Here is an 18,117-nt window from a genome sequence, read left to right on the forward strand (position 1 = left end):
TCAGCCGACCTTGATCTCGTTGTAGACGGGGACGCTGAAGGGGTTGAGGGCCACGTTCGACAGCCGCTGCGACCAGCCGGCGCTGCCGTTCTGGTACCAGAGCGGGATGGCCGCCATGTTGTCCCGGACGACCGCCTCGGCCTTCTGGAACATCTCCACGGCCTTCGCCGGGTCGCTCTCGGCGTTCGCCTGGTCGACGAGCTTGTCGAACTCCTCGCTGGACCACTTGCCGTCGTTGGAGGAGGCGCCCGTGTAGTACAGCGGCTGGAGGAAGTTCTGGGTCAGCGGGTAGTCCATCTGCCAGCCCGCCCGGAAGGGACCGGAGAGCTTCTGGGTCGTGGACTTGCTCCGGAAGTCGGCGAAGGTGCCGATCGGGTTGCCGACACAGGCCCGGTCGTTGTCCAGGGCGTTGTTGATGGAGTTGCAGACGGCGTCCACCCACAGCTTGTGGGAGCCGGTGTCCGCGTTGTACGTGATCTTCACCTGACCGCCGGGCAGCCCACCGCCCTCCTCGATCAGCTTCTTCGCCGCGGCGGCGTCGTACTCGCACAACTGTCCGCACAGCCCCGCCTTGTAGCCGCCCTCCGCGCCGAGGACGGGTGAGGTCCAGTCGGTGGCGGGGGTGCGGGTCCCCTGGAAGATGGTCCGGGTGATCTGCTCGCGGTCGATCGCCCGGGACAGGCCCTGGCGGACCTTGACCGAGCCCGGCTTGTTCCAGTCCTTGTCATAGAAGGGGAAGGACAGGGTCTGGATGATGCCGGCCGGGGTGTTGAGGTAGCGGTCGCCGAGATCGGCCTTGACGTTCTTCAGCTGCTGGGCAGGTACGTCGTCGACGAGGTCGAGGTTGCCGGCCATGAGGTCGGTGTAGGCCGTGTTGTTGTCCGTGTAGACCTTGAGGGTGACGCCGTCGTTGCGGGCCGCGTCCTCGCCCGGGTAGCCGGCCCACTTCGTCAGCCGCATCTCGGAGCCCTTGGTGTACGACTCCACGGCGTACGGGCCGTTGCCGACCGGCTTGGCCAGCCAGGCGGCGTGGTCCTCGAAGAAGGCCCGGGGCAGCGGGACGAAGGCGTTGTAGCCGAGGGTGTCGGGGAAGCTGGAGAACTTCTGGCTGAGCCTGACGGTGAAGGTGCGGTCGTCGACCACGTTCAGTCCGGACATGGTGGCGGCGGTCTGCGCGCCCTTCTCCGGGTGCACCTGGTCGTAGCCCTCGATGTAACCGAAGAAGTAGGCGTTCTTCTGGTTGTTCTTCAGGCTCGCCCCGTAGTTCCAGGCGTCCACGAAGGACTTGGCCGTGACCTTCTCGCCGTTGCTGAAGGTCCAGCCGTCCTTGACGGTGACGGTGTAGTTCCGTGAGTCGGTGGTCTCGATCCGCTCGGCGAGCACGTCCTCGGCCTCGCCGGTCTTCGGGTCGTACTGCTTCAGCCCCCGGAAGATCATGTTCAGCACCTTGCCGCCCTGCACCTCATTGGTGTTGGCCGGCTCCAGCGGGTTCTGCGGATCGGTCCACGAGGAGCTCAGCACCGCGCCGCCGGCGCCGCCGCTGTCACCCCCGCCACCGCAGGCCGTCGTCGCGAGCGCAACCGCCATCGCGCATGCGGCCCATCGGGCGTGCGTCGCTCCACGCATCGAGTGCCTCCTCTGGTGCTGATCCGTTACCGGCCAATATCAAGCCGAAAGGCACATATCGCACACGGGCTCCGGCCAATGGGGCGACACACCATCCGGATGCACGCATCCGCGGGGGCGACGAAACGGACAGCTTCGGTACGGGTCCGTCACCCGGTCAGCGGATCTCCCGCGGGCCGCGCAATGGATCTTCGCGATCCGATGCCGAACCGTTGATTTACGACCGCTGGATGTACACATTTCGGCACAGGAGTATCCGCATATCGAACTCGTTGCCCGATTAGCCCAATTGGTCCGAGTCAAGGCACGACTCCATCACGTTGCGCTACCCGCGTAGCTACGGAACGGTCAAGACAGGGTAAAGAACGTAAAGAGACAACCAACTCGGCCGAGAATTTATTGACCTTGAATGAATTGCGTTGAAAAAGTCCGGCGTAGCCCGTAGGGGAGCGTGCCCTGCGGAGTCATCAGACCCTCCCTTGGGCCAGGAGCACCATGACCCCCCCAACTCCATCCGCGGCTGCCCCGCTTGAGGCGACTGACGAGAGCATCGAGAAGTCGCCTTCGCCCTCCACCCCTAAGGGCAGCGAGAGCCGCTCGCCGGGACGACTGGCGTGGATCCGCTTCAAGCGGGACCGCGCGGGCGTCATATCGGCGTACGTCGTGATCTTCTTCTTCCTGGTCGCGATCGCTGCTCCGCTGATCTCGAAGCTGTACGGCAAGGACCCGTACACCACCTATGGGAGCCAGCGACCGGAGCTGTTCAACGCCTTCTCGTACCCGGCGGGTCCGAACGGCGGCATGAGCAGCGAGTTCTGGTTCGGCATCGAGCCGCAGCTCGGCCGCGACGTCTTCAGTTTCCTGCTCTACGCGATCCGCAACTCGCTGGGCATCGCCCTCGCAGCCACCCTCCTCACCGTGTTCCTCGGCGTGGTCATCGGCATCACGGCGGGCTATCTCGGCGGCAAGACGGACTACTTCGTCGGCCGGGTCATCGACATCCTGCTGTCGTTCCCGTCCACCCTCTTCTTCATCGCTTTCATGCCGGTCGTTTTCAACCTCTTCGTCCCCGCCGACGAGAACATCCCGACCGGCCTGCGGGCCATCAGTCTGATCATCGTCCTCTCCGCCTTCGGCTGGGCGTCCATCGCCCGGCTGCTGCGCGGCCAGGTACTCGGCCTGCGCGAGCGGGAGTTCGTCGAGGCGGCGAAGGTCACGGGTGCGTCACCGCGACGTATCGTCTTCAAGGAGCTGCTGCCCAACCTGTGGACGCCGATCATCATCCAGTCCACCCTGATGCTCCCGGCGTACGTCACAGCTGAAGCGGGCCTTGCCTTCCTCGGGGTGGGCATGATCGACCCGACCCCGGACTGGGGCGTCATGATCGCGCGTGGCGCCCAGTTCTACACCGAGGACCTCACCTTCATGCTCTTCCCGGGCCTGTCCATGGTGATCTTCGTCCTCGCGTTCAACCTGCTCGGCGACTCGGTGCGTGACGCACTCGACCCCAAGTCCAAGCGCTAGCTCCGGCCCACTTCAGGACCACGGCAAGGACGCCGGGGTGCCGGAACTCTCTCATCACTCCCACTTCAAGGCAGGAAGCATGTCCTTCTCGCGTAGAAACTTCCTCATCGCCACCGGCGTCGCCGCGGCGTCGACCTCGGTGCTGAGCGCATGCAGCAGCGGCAACGAGGGCGGCTCCTCCGGGAACGAAGCCCCGAAGGTCACGGGCTCCAAGAAGACCGACATCCCGGTGGGCACCAAGGCCGACTCCACCGGTCCGGCCCCCGAGGTCAAGGGCGCGGTCAAGGGCGGGACGATCTACTCGCTCCAGCAGTTCGACATGGACCACATGGACCCGGCGCAGATCTACGTCTCGACCGAGGGCGCCATCACCGTGCCGATCATGCGCGGTCTGACCGGCTACAAGCTGGACGACAAGGGCAACGCCACCCTGGTCGGTGACGCGGCGACCGACGCCGGCACGATGAAGGACGGCGGCAAGACCTGGACCTTCACGCTGAAGGACGGTCTCAAGTGGGAGGACGGCTCCGAGGTCTCCTCGGACGACCTCCGTCACACCTTCGAGCGCCTCTTCGCCAGCTTCATCACCGAGGGCCCGCGGTACGTCCAGCAGTGGCTCGAGGGCGGCGACAAGTACAAGGGCCCCTACGACGGCAAGAAGCTCGACTCCATCGAGGTCGACGGCAAGACCATCACCTTCCGTCTCAACGAGGCTCGCACCGACTTCAACTACACGCTCGCGATGCGTGGTTACTCCTTGGTGGCGAAGAAGCACGACACCAAGGAGAAGTACGACAAGCGCCCGTTCTCCTGCGGCCCGTACAAGGTCGGCGACCGCAGCATCGGCAAGTCGATGACCTTCGTGCGCAACGAGCACTGGGACCCGAAGACCGACTCGATCCGCAACGCCTACCCGGACAAGTACGTCTTCCAGTTCGGCTTCGAGCTGCTGGCGTCGACCGACCGCTGGATCGCGGACAAGGGCAACGACCAGTACGCGGTGCCGATCTTCAACGAGATCGCCCCGGAGCGCATCGCCCAGGTCCTCACCAACGCCGAGCTGAAGAAGCGCGTTCTCACCGCGGTCGACACGGTCACCTACTACTGGCCGATCAACATGACCCGTGTCAAGGACGTCAAGGTCCGCCAGGCCATCAACTGGGCCTGGCCGCACCAGCAGCTGCAGACCATCCGCGGCGGCGCCTCCACCAGCGAGCTGGCCACCACCGTCCTCAGCCCGGTGACTCCTGGCTACACCAAGTTCGACCTGTACGGCGTGGACAAGAAGCCGGGCGGTGACCCGGTCAAGGCCAAGGCCCTGCTGAAGGAGGCCGGCAAGATCGGCCAGAAGCTGGTCATCGCCTACCAGCAGTCGGACAACTCGGTGAAGAGCGCGGTCGCCATCAAGAACGCGCTGGAGGCGGCCGGTTTCCAGGTCGTCAACAAGCAGGTCGACAAGTCGACGTTCTACACGCAGATCGGCAAGATCGACAACGACTTCGACCTGTTCGCGGCCGGCTGGAGCCCGGACTGGCCGGGCGGTTACTCGGTCTTCTTCCCGTGCTGGAGCGGCAAGAACATCGGCGACGGCCGCAGCAACTACGCGCAGCTGAACGACCCGGGCGTCAACAAGGCGATCGACGCGGCCGCCAAGATCGCGGACGTCGAGGAGGCCAACAAGGCCTGGGGCAACGTCGACAAGATGATCATGGAGCTCGCGGCGGTCGTGCCCGACTACCACTCCATCCGTAACTACATCTACGGCTCCAAGGTCGGCAACGTCATCTGGGACAGCGGCAACACCTGCCCCGCGCTCTGCAAGCTCTACGCCAAGAAGTAAGCGCGTAAGACCCCTTGGGGGCGGCCGGCGACCCCGGCCGCCCCCTGTGGCCCACCCCCCTCTCCTCACCCGGCGACGGCGCCCCGTCCGGAAAGTCACGCCTCATGTTCCGCTTCCTTGTCCGCCGAGTCACCGGCGCGCTGGTCATCCTGTTGATCATCAGCGCCATCACCTTCTGGCTCTTCTACGCCGTGCCACGTGACCCCGCCATGATGTCCTGCGGCAAGAACTGCACGCCTGAGAACCTCGCGCAGATCCGGCAGAACCTGGGCATCGACAAGCCGATCCCGGTCCAGTACTGGTTGTGGCTCGTGGGGGTCTTCGTCGGGCGGAACTATCCCAACTACGACTACTGCGACGCCCCCTGCCTCGGGTACTCGTTCGCCAACCGCGAGCCCGTCTTCGGCACGATCATGGACCGGCTGCCGACGACCGTGTCACTCGCGCTCGGCGCGGCCTTCGTCTTCCTGATCCTCGGTGTCGGTGCGGGCATGATCGCGGCCCTGAAGCAGGGCAAGATCCTGGACAAGTTCGCCAGCTCGGCGTCGCTGCTCGGCTCCTCGCTGCAGATCTACTTCATCGGCTACATCGCGATGTTCTTCTTCGTCGCGAAGCTCGGCTGGCTCGACCAGCCGCAGTACACCCCGCTGACGGATGACCCGGTCGCCTGGTTCTCCGGGCTACTGCTGCCCTGGCTGGTCCTGGCGATCATCTTCACCGCCAACTACACCCGTATGACCCGCTCCCAGATGGTCGAGCAATTGACCGAGGACTACGTCCGCACGGCCCGCGCCAAGGGCCTGTCCCGGGCCAACGTGTTCTTCCGGTTCGCCTGGCGCGGCGCGATGGGCCCCATCGTCACGGTGTTCGGCATCGACCTGGGCACGCTGATCGGCGGTGCCATCATCACCGAGCAGACCTTCAGCCTCCAAGGTATCGGCCGGCTCGCGGTGAAGTCCGTGGACCAGAGCGACCTTCCGATGCTGCTCGGGGTGACCCTCCTGGCGGCCGGCGCGATTGTCTTCTTCAACATCCTCGTGGACGCCGTCTACGCCCTCATCGACCCGCGGATCCGGCTCGCCTGACCTCCGCCCCTATTCCCGACCCCCCGCATCACCCCTCAGGAGCGTCCCCCCGTGACGAGCACCGATCAGCAGCCGTTCCTCTCCGTCCGGGACCTACAGGTCCACTTCTCCACCGAGGACGGCATCGTCAAGGCCGTCGACGGGCTGTCCTTCGCCCTCGCCAAGGGCCAGACCCTCGGCATCGTGGGTGAGTCGGGTTCCGGCAAGTCCGTCACCAACCTGACGATCCTGGGCCTGCACGACCGCGACCGCACCGCTATCGACGGGGAGATCCTGCTTGACGGCAAGGAGCTGCTCACCGCCTCCGAGAAGGAGCTGGAGCGGCTGCGCGGCAACAAGATGTCCATGATCTTCCAGGACGCGCTGGCCTCGCTGTCGCCCTACCACACCATCGGCACCCAGATCGGCGAGACCTACCGCAAGCACACCGGCGCCTCCAAGAAGGAGGCCCGGGCGCGGGCGATCGAGATGTTGCGGCGGGTCGGGATCCCGCAGCCGGACATGCGGGTGGACGACTATCCGCACCAATTCTCCGGCGGAATGCGCCAGCGCGCGATGATCGCGATGGCGCTGGTCTGCGACCCCGAGCTGCTCATCGCGGACGAGCCGACCACTGCCCTGGACGTGACCGTGCAGGCCCAGATCCTGGACCTGCTCAAGGAACTTCAGCAGGAGTTCGGCACGGCGATCATCTTCATCACGCACGACCTCGGTGTCATCGCCGACATCGCGGACGACGTGCTCGTGATGTACGGCGGCCGGTGTGTGGAGCGCGGTACGAAGAAGGAAGTGCTGCAGACCCCGCAGCACCCCTACACCCTGGGTCTGATGACGTCCATGCCGAGCCTCGACGGGCCGGTCGACGTCCCGCTGTCGCCGATCCCGGGCTCGCCGCCCTCGCTGCTCAACCCGCCCTCCGGCTGCCGTTTCCACCCGCGGTGCACCTTCGCCGAGAAGGTGGCGGGTGGGCTGTGTTCCAGTGAGCGGCCGGTGCTGGACGTCGTGGACGGCCGTGGTTCGGCCTGCCACCTGCCGATGGAGCAGCGCCAGGACCTCTTCGCCGACCTCGCCGGATCCCGGCACAACTGACGTACACGAGACGGGACTTCACCACCATGAGCAACAAACCCCTCCTTGACGTCAGCGGTCTGACCAAGCACTTCCCGATCAAGGGCGGCTTCCCGATTCGGCGGACCGTCGGTGCCGTGCAGGCCGTCGACGGTCTCGACTTCCAGGTGGCCGAGGGCGAGAGCCTGGGCCTGGTCGGCGAGTCGGGCTGCGGCAAGTCGACGACGGGCCGGCTGATCACGCGTCTCCTGGAGCCGACGGGTGGCAGGATCACGTACCGCGGCAAGGACATCACGCACGCGGGCCGCAAGCAGCTGGCGCCGGTCCGCTCCGAGATCCAGATGATCTTCCAGGACCCGTACGCCTCGCTGAACCCGCGCCAGACGGTCGGCAAGATCATCTCCGGCCCGATGGAGATCAACGACATCAACCCGGTCGGCGGCCGCGAGACGCGTGTCCGCGAGCTGCTGGAGATCGTGGGTCTCAACCCCGAGCACTACAACCGCTTCCCGCACGAGTTCTCCGGCGGACAGCGCCAGCGCATCGGTGTGGCCCGTGCCCTGGCCCTGGAGCCGAAGCTGATCGTTGCGGACGAGCCGGTCTCTGCCTTGGACGTCTCGATCCAGGCGCAGGTGGTCAACCTGCTCCAGAAGGTCCAGCAGGAACTGGGCATCGCCTTCGTGTTCATCGCCCATGACCTGGCTGTCGTACGGCACTTCTCGCAGCGCGTGGCGGTCATGTACCTCGGCAAGATCGTCGAGATCGCCGACCGCGAGGATCTGTACGGCAACCCGCGCCACCCCTACACCCGGGCGCTGCTGTCCGCGGTGCCGGAGGCGACGGCGGACGAGACGCCGGCCCGCGAGCGCATCCTGCTCAAGGGCGACGTGCCCTCCCCGATCAACCCGCCCTCCGGCTGCCGCTTCCGCACCCGCTGCTGGAAGGCAACGGAGAAGTGCGCGACCGAGGCTCCACCGCTGGTCCAGGTCGAGGGCAACAAGCCCGGCCACCTCACGGCCTGCCACTACCCGGAGACCGACGACGCGGCCACTGCGCCCCGTCTCTCCGAGGACTCCCGGACGACGGCCTGACACACCCCTTTCAGCCGGACGCCGCTCACGGAACGGACTTTCGGCGGCCCACTGACCCGAGCCCATGAACGTACAGTTCCAGAGCAATGAAGGCCCGCACCTCTACAGTGCGGGCCTTCGCCATTCCGGCCTGTTCGCACGCGCGAGCACCCGCATTCGAGGGTGGTGGACATGCAGCAGGGATCAAGAGGCCGCCTTCTGGCCCTTTCGGGGGTTTGCCGGGCAAATGCCGGACCCTCCCACCCCACCCGGTTCAGAATCCTCAGCTGTTGCTCAACTCGCTTTATCTCCCTCACACATCTCCGAGATGATCAACACCACAGCGCCTGACCAAGCGCTGGGAATTCGGGGAAGATTCAATGAAGCACGTCAAGAAAATACTGCTCGCCGTCGCCGCTCTGACGCTGGGCTTCTCAGTCCTCACGCCAGCCCCACAGGCCCAGGCCCACGAGTTCGTCTGGTTCCACATCGTGAACAAGGACACCGGAAAGTGTCTGGAGTGGGGCGGTTACGACAAGAACATCGTCCAGGCCAAGTGCAGGAATACGGGCAAGCAGTGGTGGACCAACCGATCCGCCCAACTGTGCGCATATGACAACCAGTTGGGCGGATGGTGTCTGGGGACTTCGGGCAGGGAGAAGCCGCTCTACGGCCGGGGTGCCTCTAAGGCCCCGAAGCTGATCTACTCCAGCCTGTCGAACAACGCCAAGACGACCATTGGTGCCGCCGATTGCGGGTATTTCAAGGCTGTCAGCGGCAAACTTCTCTGCGGAAAGCGCATCTCCGGCGCGCATGGAACGGGTTGGTCGCCCAAGATGGTGTGGGTCATCAAGTACTGACTCGTCCCTCGATCCGCCTGCGCCGCTTAAAGCGCACCAAGGCCCGCGCCCTCGCAGGCGCGGGCCTTGTCTCCTCCCGGGAGCCGGGCCTGATCCTCCGACATCCGCTGACGCGCCACCCTCAGGCACGGTGCTCACCCCCAGCGAGGGCGAACAGGCGGCCTGAACGCGGAGCTCGACCGTCGGCCGGCGACCTTTGCGTCTGGCCACGGATCTGATTGTGCTCACCGGGGACATCGCCCGCGGCCCGCAGCCGGTCCAGGTCCTGGACATACTGGCCGGCCTGGGCGACCGGGCGGCTGGCGCCCGGGGCAACGCCGACCGTGAACTTGTCGAGTACCGGTGTGAGGTGCGTACGTCCATCCCCGGTCCCATCGCCCCCTCGGCCGCCGGGACCCTGCGCGAGGATCAGGTCGACTTCCTGGAGTTGGCTGCCGGCGGCTCTCACGCTGTCTGTGGCCGGCGTCGGTGAGGTGCTCTTCTGCCATGCGACGCCGCGCGGCGACGAGGAGGTGGTCCTGGTCGACTCCGCGGCCGACCGCTGGGCGGAGGTCTTCGCCGACGTCGGCCCGCCGTCACCACGGTCGTATGCGGCCACACCCATATGCCGTTGACCCGGCTCGCGGCCGGGCAGCTCATGGTGAACCCGGCTAGGTCGGCATGCCGTACGGCAGGGGCGGGCCCCGCTGGGCACTGCTCAGGCCGGGTGTCGAACTGCGGAGCACTCCGCTGGACGTGCGGGCGGCGGCCGCGCGTATCGCGGCGGAGACTCGACCTACGAACAGGCCGCGGAGTGGGCCGACCACTTCCTCGATGGCCGGGAACAACGAGCGACTGCCACAACTTCCGTGCCGGGCAGCTAGGTTGAGGCAGATGGCCCTTCACCTGCGCGGCACCCTCCTCCCCGACGGCACCCACCGCGACCTCTGGGTCCTCGGCGACCGCATCACCTTCGACCGGCCGTCCGTCGAGGCGGGGACGCTGGCCGACGGGGGTTTTCTGCTGCCGGGGCTGGTCGACGTGCACACGCACCCGGGGTCCCCGTCCGAGGAGGAACCGCGGTGGGATCCGGACGCGTTCGGCGAGCAGATCGCCGCGCATCGGGATGCGGGGACGACGGCGTTGCGGTTTCCGGGGCTGCTCGGGGAGATCCCGGACGAGATGCGGGAGGCCCCCGACGCGCCCCGCATGATCACCGCCGGGCGGTGGCTGGCCTGGGCCGGGCTGTCGCGGAACGCCGACTTCCACACCGTGACCGACGACCTCGTCGCCGCCGCCGTCGCCGAGGCCAAGGCGCACGACGGCTGGTGCAAGCTCATGGGTGACTGGGACTACGAGGCGGATCCTGTGCCGTACGACATCCTGCGCGCGGTCACGGACGCGGTGCACGCGGCGGGCGGACGGGTCGCCGCGCACTGTCAGTCGGCGCGAGGGGTGCTCAACGCCGCCCGTGCGGGCGTCGATTCGATCGAGCACGGGATGGCGATGCCGCAGGAGTGCGTGGAGCTGATGGCCGCGCACGGGACGACCTACGTCCCCACCCTCACCGCCTTTGCCCGCCGAGCGCCTCAGATCAAGGACAACCCGCGCGGCCGGCTCTGGCACGAGGGGCATGCCATCATGATCCGCCGGGTGCGCGAGGCCCACGACGCCGGTGTCACCGTCCTCGCCGGCACGGACTCCGCGCCCTTCGGCAACGTCGCCACCGAGGTCGGGCACCTCATCGCCGCCGGGCTGCCCGCCGACGTGGCGGTGGGGGCGGCGAGTTGGGCGGCCAGGGACTTCCTGGGCCTGCCGGGGCTGGTGGAGGGCGGCCTGGCCGACGTCACGGTGTACGACGCCGACCCCCGACGGGAGCCGGGGGTGCTGCGGCATCCGAGGCGGATCGTGCTGCGGGGGCGGGTCGTGCGCTGAGCGCCTCAGGGGCCGGTCCAAGCCCGCCCTTGGTCCCGGTGCGCCGTAGCCGCCGGCCCTAAAGCCCGTCCGTGGCCCGGCACGCCTTAGCCGCCCGCCCCACGCCGCCCTCGGCCCGGCACGCCGTAGCCGCCCACCCGTGGACCAGTGCGCCGTAACCGCCCGCCCAACGCCCGCCCCGACCCGGCACACCGAACCACCCGCCTAACGCCCGCCCTTGGCCCGTCGCGCCGTCCAGTCCTCCTGGAGCATCCCGAACAGCACGCTGTCGTACCACTCTTCGCCCACCCGGACGGCGGCTCGTCGTCGTCCCTCCTCGACGAAACCGATCCGGCGGAAGGCCCGCATGGCGCGTTCGTTGCCGCTCCAGGTGTCCAGTTCGACGCGGCGGAGCCGGCAGGCTCCGAACAGATGGCCCACCAGGAGCTCCAGCGCTTCGGAGCCGTAGCCGCCGCCCCAGCGGTCGCGTTCGCCGATGGTGATCCCGACCGTCGCCTGTCCGGTGAACGGATCGAGGTCACGGTAGTCGGCCATACCGATCGGGCGCCCGTCGGCGAGCTCTTCCACCGTGAACGTGGACTCGCTGCGGGGGTTGTCCCGTAGCCGTCTCTCGTGGAAGCCCGCCACGGCTTCCCGGGTCACCGGACCGAACAGCGGATCCCCTCCGGTGGCCCAGTGCACCACCTCCGGGTCGTTGCGCCAGCGCACATGGTGGTCGAGATCCTCGGCGCGCAGCGCGCGAAGTCGTACCAGCTTGCCTTCGATCATCACGTGATCATAGGAACCCGCCCTAAGCCCGCGCCCTCAGCCAGCGCCCCCGCCCCCGCCCGCCACCAACTCCACCTCGAAACCGTCCGCGTTCTCCAGATAGGCGGCACAGTGCTCAGGTCCGCCCGCGTAGGGGTGCCGGTCCGGGAAGAGGAGCCGCCAACCGTGCTCGGACGCCGCGTCGACCAGCGCGTCGAGGTCGGTTCGGCCGCCGGGCACATGGAAGGCCAGGTGGTTGAGCCCGGGCCGCAGCCGGTCGTGGTGGTCACTCGTCAGTGCCGGGGACTGCTCGACGACGATGTACGTCTCCCCCGCCCGCCAGCTGCGGCCTGTCGGCCAGTCCTGGTGGAGTTCATGGCCCAGCCGCTCCAGCAACCACCCCCACGACCCCACCGCCCGCCCCAGGTCCGGCACCCACAGTTCGACGTAGTGCAGCAACTCCCCTGCCTCCCCCTCGCGTTGGACCCCGGTGTGGCAGACTGCCGCGCGTGGTCGATCGTTCGTTCGCGGATCTCTCGCTCGCCGCGTTGTACGACATCCTGAACCCCTGGGGGCCGGGTGACGACTTCTACCTCCGGTTCGTGATGGGTGCCGGCGCCGTCCTCGATGTCGGTTGCGGTACAGGGCAGTTGCTGCGGCGGGCCCACGCCGACGGGCATCGGGGGCGGCTCGTGGGGCTGGATCCCGCCGCCGCCATGCTGGTGCAGGCCCGGCGGCGTGACAGCGGGGTCGAGTGGGTGCTCGGGGATCTGCGGACGCGGGGCTGGGGCGCGGAGTTCGATCTGGTCGTGATGACCGGGCATGTCTTTCAAGTGCTCGTCCGTGACGAGGAGTTGCGCGTGGCCCTGGAGGCCGTGCGCGCCGCCCTGCGTCCCGGTGGCCGGTTCGTGTTCGAGACCCGGAACCCGAGGGCGCGGGTGTGGGAGGCGTGGACTCCCGAGCGGGTGCGGGAGGTGACGGGGCCGGACGGGGACGCCGTACGGGTGTGGCACGAGGTGCAGCGGCCCGTGCTGGGGGACCGCGTGACGTTCACGGAGACCTTCGACAGCGACAGCTGGCAACGGCCCCGCGTCAGCCGCACCACCCTGCGCTTCCTCGGCCGCGACACCCTGAACCGCCTCCTCCACGCGGCCGGCTTCACCGTCGTCGACCAGTACGGCGACTGGGGGCGAGGCCCGCTCACCCCCGCCGCCACCGAGATCATCACCGTGGCCGAGGCCAGGCCCTAGTCGCCGTCCGTCCCCTCCTCCAACGCCGCCAGCGCCGGATCCAGCACGATGTCCTCGTCCCGCCCCTCGATCGTCGGCTCCTCCGGGAAGTGGCAGGCCGTCAAGTGGCCCGCGTGGTTGCCGGAGATCTGGATCAGTGGCGGTTCCTCGGCCGCGCACTTGTCCTGTGCCTTCCAGCAGCGGGTGCGGAAGCGACAGCCGGAGGGCGGGGAGATCGGGGACGGCACATCACCGGCCAGCCGGATCCGCTCCCGCCGCGCCCCCTCCTCGCCGGTCACGTTCACCTCGGGCACGGCCGACAGCAGGGCGTGGGTGTACGGGTGCCGGGGGCGGGTGTAGATGGAGTCGCGGTCGCCGACCTCGATCACCTTGCCGAGGTACATGACCGCCACGCGCTGTGAGAAGTGGCGGACGACAGCCAGGTCATGGGCGATGAACAGGAACGCGATGCCCAGTTCCTGCTGCACCTCCTGGAGCAGGTTCACCACCTGCGCCTGGATCGACACGTCAAGCGCCGACACCGGCTCGTCCGCCACGATCAGCTTCGGCTCCAGTGCCAGGGCACGGGCCACGCCGATGCGCTGGCGCTGGCCGCCGGAGAACTCGTGCGGGAAGCGGTTGAAGTGCTCGGGGTTCAGGCCCACGATCTCCAGCAGCTCACGGACCCGTTTCTCCCGTCCCCCGTCCGGCTCGATCCCGTTGATCTCCATCGGACCAGCGATGATCTTGCCGACCGTCTGGCGCGGGTTCAGCGAGGAGTACGGGTCCTGGAAGATCATCTGGATCTCGGAGCGGATCGGTGCCAGCTGTCTGCGCGTGGCGCGGGTGATGTCCTTGCCGCGGTAGGAGATCCTGCCGCCCGTCGGCTCCAGCAGCTTGGTGATCAGCCGGCCGGTCGTCGACTTGCCGCAGCCCGACTCCCCCACGAGCCCGAAGCTCTCACCGACGTGCACGGTCAGGTCGATGCCGTCCACCGCCTGCACCTGGCCGACCGTACGGCGGATCGGGAAGCCGCCCTTGACCGGGAAGTGCTTGACGAGCTTCTCCACCACGAGCAGCGGTTCGCCGGGCACGTCGGTGGCGGCCTCACGGGGTGCGGGGAGGACGAGGTCCTCTGTCATGTCCGTAGTCCTCCTAGCCCAGTCGGGGCTTGATCTCTTCGATGAAGATGGTGCGCTTCTGCTCCGCGGTGAGATGGCAGGCCGCGGAGCGGTCCGGACCGAGCTGCGGGATCTCGGTGACACAGCGGGTGCCGCCCACCCGGTCCTGGAAGGTGCACCGGGGGTGGAAGCGGCATCCGGACGGCGGGCGGAGCAGTGACGGCGGGGTGCCGGGGATGGGCGCCAGCGGGGCGCGCGGGTCGGAGTCCAGCCGGGGCATCGAGTTCAACAGGCCCCAGGTGTACGGGTGTTGCGGCGCCCTCAGTACCTCGTCGACGGTGCCCCGCTCCGCCGCGCGGCCCGCGTACATCACCATGATGTCGTCGGCCATGTCGGCGATGACTCCGAGGTCGTGCGTGATGAAGATGATCGCCGAGCCGAACTCCTGCTGGAGGTCCTTCAGCAGATCCAGGATCTGCGCCTGGACGGTGACGTCCAGGGCTGTGGTCGGCTCGTCGGCGATCAGCAGGTCGGGGTCGCAGACCAGCGCCATCGCGATCATCGCGCGCTGGCGCATACCGCCGGAGAACTGGTGCGGATAGTCCTTCGCCCGCTGTCTCGGGTTGGGGATGCCGACCTTCCCCAGCATGTCCACCGCCCGCTCCCAGGCGGCCTTCTTCGAGGCGCGCATGTGCTTCATATAGGGCTCGGCGATCTGCCGGCCCACCGTGTAGTACGGCGACAGCGCGGTGAGCGGGTCCTGGAAGATCATGGCGGCCTTGTTGCCGCGCAGCTTCTCCAGCTCCGACTCCCGGGCGGTGGTCAACTCCTTGCCGTCCAGCAGGATCTCGCCCTCGACGGTGGTGAACATCGGGTTGTGCAGGCCGAGGATCGTCAGGTTGGTCACCGACTTCCCCGAGCCCGACTCGCCCACGATGCCCAGCGTGCTGCCCCGCTCCAGGTCGAACGAGAGCCCGTCCACGGCCCGTACGACGCCGTCCTCGGTCCGGAAGCTGACGTGCAGGTCCCGCACCGAGAGGAACGCGCCCTCGTCGGCCGGGACCGGGGCGCCGGCCTCCTTGGTCAGAGTGCTCACGTCAGTGCTCCTCAGACAGTTCCTCAGCGCGGCCTAGGCCAGCCGCACCCGCGGGTCGATGAAGGCGTACGCGGCGTCGACGACGATGTTGCAGAGCAGAATCATGGTGGCGGAGAACAGCATCACACCCAAGAGGAGCGGCAGATCGCTGAAGAACACCGACTCCACCGCCAGCCGGCCGAGCCCGGGGAGTCCGAAGGTGTACTCCGTGATGATGGCGCCGCCGAGCAGCGAGCCGAGGTCGATGCCGAAGATGGTGACGATGGGGATCAGCGAACCGCGCCAGGCGTAGCGGAAGAAGACGTACCGTCTGGACATGCCCTTGGCGCGGGCGGTGCGGACGTGTTCCTCCTGGAGCTGCTCGATCATCGACGAGCGGGACATACGGGTGTACTGCGAGGCGAAGATGGTGGACAGGACGACCCACGGGATGATCAGTCCCGTGAACCAGGCCCCCGGGTTCTCGGTGATCGGGTTGTAGGCCGGTTTGTCGAAGACCTGCGCCTGGTAGACGAGGATCGCCAGGGCGAGCGGGCCGAGGAAGTAGATCTGCATCGAGCTGATCACCATCGCGCCGGCCGTGAAGGTCTTGTCGACGAGCGTGCCGCGCTTCCACGCGGCGATCAGTCCGGTGCCGAGGCCGACGATCAGGAAGCAGACGGCCCCGCCGAGGGTCAGCGAGACGGTGGTGGGCAGCCGGTCCATCAGGGTGCCCCACACCTGCTCGTTGGAGTGGTACGAGTAGCCGAAGCAGGGGGCGGGGCAGGGGCCCTGGGCGAAGTCGTCGCTGCCCGAGACGAGGTTGGTCAGGAAGATCCAGTACTGCTCGGGGATCGGCTTGTCGAGGCCGAGCACCCGGTGCAGGTTCTCCAGGTTGGCCGGGGTGCATGTCTTGCCGCACATCAGGAGCGCCGGGTCGCGCGGCATCCCGAAGAACAGCAGGAACGCGACGATGCTCAGCAGGAAGAGGATGATCACGGCGCCGAGGGACCGGCGGACCAGGAAGCGCAGCATGACAGGCAGCTCTCAGACGTCGACGGACTCGAGGACCTCTGCGGCGGCACCCGGCGCGCCACGACGAGGCGGGCGCACCGAGTGCCGGGCGGGCGGGGTTACTTGACGTACAGGCGGCGCGGGTCGACGCCGGCGATGACGTCGTCGTAGACGAGTCCGCCGATCTTGGATCCGGCGATCTGGATCTGCTTGTAGTAGGCGGTCGGTACGACGTTGACGACCTTGGTGAGCAGGTACTCGTTGAGCTTCTCCCACTCGGCCGCGGCCTTGGCGGGGTCGGTGATCTTGTTGATGCGGTCGATCTCGCTGTTCACCTTGGGGTCGTTGATCTGCGAGTAGTTCTGCGCGCCCTCGGCGATCACGCGCCCGTCGTACAGCGGCGGAATCACGGTCGAGGCGGAGGGCCAGTCGGCGCCCCACGCGGTGTGGAAGATGTCGTAGTTGTTGTCCAGCTTGCTGACCTGGTCGTAGTAGGTCTCGGCCGGGATCTCCTGGCGCTGGACGTCGAAGCCCGCCTTCTCCAGACCGGCCGCCATGGCGGTGGAGTACTGCTGGCCTTCCTGGGAGTTGATGTAGCCGAAGGTCAGCTTCATGCCGACCTTGCCGGCCTCCTCCAGGAGCTTCTTGGCCTTCGCCGGGTCACCGGCGGGCTTCTTCTTCTTGCCGAACGGGTCGAAGGCGGGGTCGTAACCGGTGACGGTCGGGCTGATGATGCCGCCCGCGACCTCCATCGCGTCGGTGCCGCCGTAGGCCCGCACGAACGGCGTGACCGGCAGGGCGTACGCGATGGCCTGACGGATCTTGATGTCCTTCATGGCCGGGTGGCTCATGTTGATGTTGACCTGGCCGACGTAGGGCTGGAAGCCGATCACCGTGCGGGACTTCATCTTCGGGTCGCGCAGGACCTTGGACAGGTTGCCCGCATCGACCGAGTTCTGCCAGCTGACGGAGGTCTTGTCGGCGCCGCTGTCGGCGACGAGCGCCTTGGTGGAGTCCTCGTACTGCTGGTTGAAGGTGATGTTGAACCGGTCGACGTACTGGTTGCGGATCGGGTCGGTCGCGGGGTCCCAGTTGGTGTTCTTCACCAGCACCATCGACTTGCCGGACTTGAACGACTCGATCTTGTACGGCCCGGTCACCACCGGGGCCTTGTCGTACTTCTCCTTGGTGTCACCCTTCTGGGAGACCACCGCGTAGCCCGTCATGGCCAGCGCGTACGGTAGCTCGGGGTGCGCGGACTTGAACTTGAAGACGACGGTCTTCTCGTCCGGCGTCTCGAGGAGGCTGTCCGGGAAGTGCTTGCCCTTGTACGGGCCGTCCGGCAGCAGCTTGCGGTAGTCGGCGCCCGGGGTGTCGGCCAGCCACTGCTGGACGTACGGCGGCCCCTGGTTGATGAAGGACGCGAACTGCCGCTCGAAGGTGTGCCGGACGTCGACGGAGGTGATCGGGGAACCGTCCTCGAACTTGATGCCGTCCTTGAGCGTGTACTTCCAGGTCTTGCCGCCGTCCGTGGTGGTACCGGAGTCCGTGGCCAGGTCGCCGACGATCTCGTGCTTGCTGCCGTCGTTGCTGGTGGACTTGTAGCCGGTGAGACCTCTGTGCAGCAGCTGCGCGACGACCATCTCGTTCTGCACATAGACCTGCGCGGGGTCGAGGTGGGCGTAACTGTCGCGGGCGGGCACCGAGATGGTGCCGCCGGGCTTGGCTCCGGGGACCTCCGCGGCGGGCCCCTTGGAGGCCGCCTCGTCGCCGAACTTGATGGCGGCCTGCTGCCGTTCGGCGTTCTGCTTCTGTTCCTTGTCGTTGCCGCCGCCCTTGCTGCCGCCCTCGCTGCACCCGGTCAGCACCAGTGCGCCGGCCGCGAGCACCGAGATTGCCGCGTATACGTGGCGTCCGCCCCTACTCATCACTCAGTTACCACCC

Annotated in this window: 17 protein-coding genes; 10 read left to right on the forward strand and 7 right to left on the reverse strand. The window is 67.5% G+C overall.

What is annotated here, in order from left to right:
- Positions 1-1,626, reverse strand: coding sequence for a peptide ABC transporter substrate-binding protein (locus ACZ7NC_RS11535; RefSeq protein WP_471487084.1), 1,626 nt, complete (start codon positions 1,624-1,626; stop codon positions 1-3).
- A gap of 495 nt (positions 1,627-2,121) precedes the next feature.
- On the opposite strand from ACZ7NC_RS11535, the gene ACZ7NC_RS11540 reads away from it, so the two are divergent.
- The 9 genes from ACZ7NC_RS11540 (at position 2,122) to ACZ7NC_RS11580 (ending at position 10,987) form a co-directional block, all read left to right on the forward strand.
- Positions 2,122-3,150, forward strand: coding sequence for an ABC transporter permease (locus ACZ7NC_RS11540; RefSeq protein WP_471487086.1), 1,029 nt, complete (start codon positions 2,122-2,124; stop codon positions 3,148-3,150).
- Between the two features lie 79 nt (positions 3,151-3,229).
- Positions 3,230-4,990, forward strand: a complete 1,761-nt coding sequence (locus ACZ7NC_RS11545; protein WP_471487088.1) for an ABC transporter substrate-binding protein — start codon at positions 3,230-3,232, stop codon at positions 4,988-4,990.
- Between the two features lie 104 nt (positions 4,991-5,094).
- Entirely contained in the window at positions 5,095-6,075 is a 981-nt protein-coding gene (locus tag ACZ7NC_RS11550; protein ID WP_471487089.1) for an ABC transporter permease, read from the forward strand.
- Between the two features lie 51 nt (positions 6,076-6,126).
- The gene (locus ACZ7NC_RS11555) at positions 6,127-7,164 is read left to right on the forward strand and encodes an ABC transporter ATP-binding protein (RefSeq protein WP_471487091.1); all 1,038 of its coding nucleotides are present in this window, start codon (positions 6,127-6,129) and stop codon (positions 7,162-7,164) included.
- 26 nt (positions 7,165-7,190) lie between these two features.
- The gene (locus ACZ7NC_RS11560) at positions 7,191-8,234 is read left to right on the forward strand and encodes an ABC transporter ATP-binding protein (RefSeq protein ID WP_471487092.1); all 1,044 of its coding nucleotides are present in this window, start codon (positions 7,191-7,193) and stop codon (positions 8,232-8,234) included.
- Positions 8,235-8,593: 359 nt separating this feature from the next.
- Complete coding sequence (locus ACZ7NC_RS11565) at positions 8,594-9,073, forward strand: hypothetical protein (RefSeq protein WP_471487094.1); 480 nt, start codon at positions 8,594-8,596, stop codon at positions 9,071-9,073.
- Between the two features lie 220 nt (positions 9,074-9,293).
- Complete coding sequence (locus ACZ7NC_RS11570) at positions 9,294-9,545, forward strand: hypothetical protein (RefSeq protein WP_471487096.1); 252 nt, start codon at positions 9,294-9,296, stop codon at positions 9,543-9,545.
- A complete protein-coding gene (locus tag ACZ7NC_RS11575; RefSeq protein WP_471487098.1) occupies positions 9,529-9,687 on the forward strand; it encodes a hypothetical protein in 159 nt (52 codons plus the stop codon). Before ACZ7NC_RS11570 ends, ACZ7NC_RS11575 begins: the two co-directional genes overlap by 17 nt.
- Before the next feature lie 259 nt (positions 9,688-9,946).
- Complete coding sequence (locus ACZ7NC_RS11580; RefSeq protein WP_471487100.1) at positions 9,947-10,987, forward strand: amidohydrolase family protein; 1,041 nt, start codon at positions 9,947-9,949, stop codon at positions 10,985-10,987.
- Between the two features lie 204 nt (positions 10,988-11,191).
- Here the strand turns inward: ACZ7NC_RS11580 and ACZ7NC_RS11585 are convergent, their stop codons facing one another.
- Both ACZ7NC_RS11585 and ACZ7NC_RS11590 read right to left on the reverse strand, forming a co-directional pair.
- Complete coding sequence (locus ACZ7NC_RS11585; RefSeq protein ID WP_471487102.1) at positions 11,192-11,755, reverse strand: GNAT family N-acetyltransferase; 564 nt, start codon at positions 11,753-11,755, stop codon at positions 11,192-11,194.
- A gap of 36 nt (positions 11,756-11,791) precedes the next feature.
- A complete protein-coding gene (locus ACZ7NC_RS11590) occupies positions 11,792-12,193 on the reverse strand; it encodes a VOC family protein (protein WP_471487104.1) in 402 nt (133 codons plus the stop codon).
- A 50-nt stretch (positions 12,194-12,243) separates the two neighbouring features.
- On the opposite strand from ACZ7NC_RS11590, the gene ACZ7NC_RS11595 reads away from it, so the two are divergent.
- On the forward strand, positions 12,244-12,984 hold the full coding sequence (locus tag ACZ7NC_RS11595) for a class I SAM-dependent methyltransferase (protein ID WP_471487105.1): 741 nt from the start codon (positions 12,244-12,246) through the stop codon (positions 12,982-12,984).
- Here the strand turns inward: ACZ7NC_RS11595 and ACZ7NC_RS11600 are convergent.
- The 4 genes from ACZ7NC_RS11600 to ACZ7NC_RS11615 form a co-directional block, all read right to left on the reverse strand.
- The gene (locus tag ACZ7NC_RS11600; RefSeq protein WP_471487107.1) at positions 12,981-14,105 is read right to left on the reverse strand and encodes an ABC transporter ATP-binding protein; all 1,125 of its coding nucleotides are present in this window, start codon (positions 14,103-14,105) and stop codon (positions 12,981-12,983) included. The two genes, ACZ7NC_RS11595 and ACZ7NC_RS11600, sit on opposite strands and share 4 nt — an antisense overlap.
- 13 nt (positions 14,106-14,118) lie before the next feature.
- On the reverse strand, positions 14,119-15,180 hold the full coding sequence (locus tag ACZ7NC_RS11605) for an ABC transporter ATP-binding protein (RefSeq protein ID WP_471487109.1): 1,062 nt from the start codon (positions 15,178-15,180) through the stop codon (positions 14,119-14,121).
- 33 nt (positions 15,181-15,213) lie between these two features.
- Positions 15,214-16,194, reverse strand: a complete 981-nt coding sequence (locus ACZ7NC_RS11610; RefSeq protein ID WP_471487110.1) for an ABC transporter permease — start codon at positions 16,192-16,194, stop codon at positions 15,214-15,216.
- A gap of 98 nt (positions 16,195-16,292) precedes the next feature.
- Complete coding sequence (locus tag ACZ7NC_RS11615) at positions 16,293-18,101, reverse strand: ABC transporter substrate-binding protein (RefSeq protein ID WP_471487112.1); 1,809 nt, start codon at positions 18,099-18,101, stop codon at positions 16,293-16,295.
- Positions 18,102-18,117 lie beyond the last annotated feature (16 nt).

It is taken from the genome of Streptomyces sp. NPDC111802 (genome assembly GCF_055634335.1).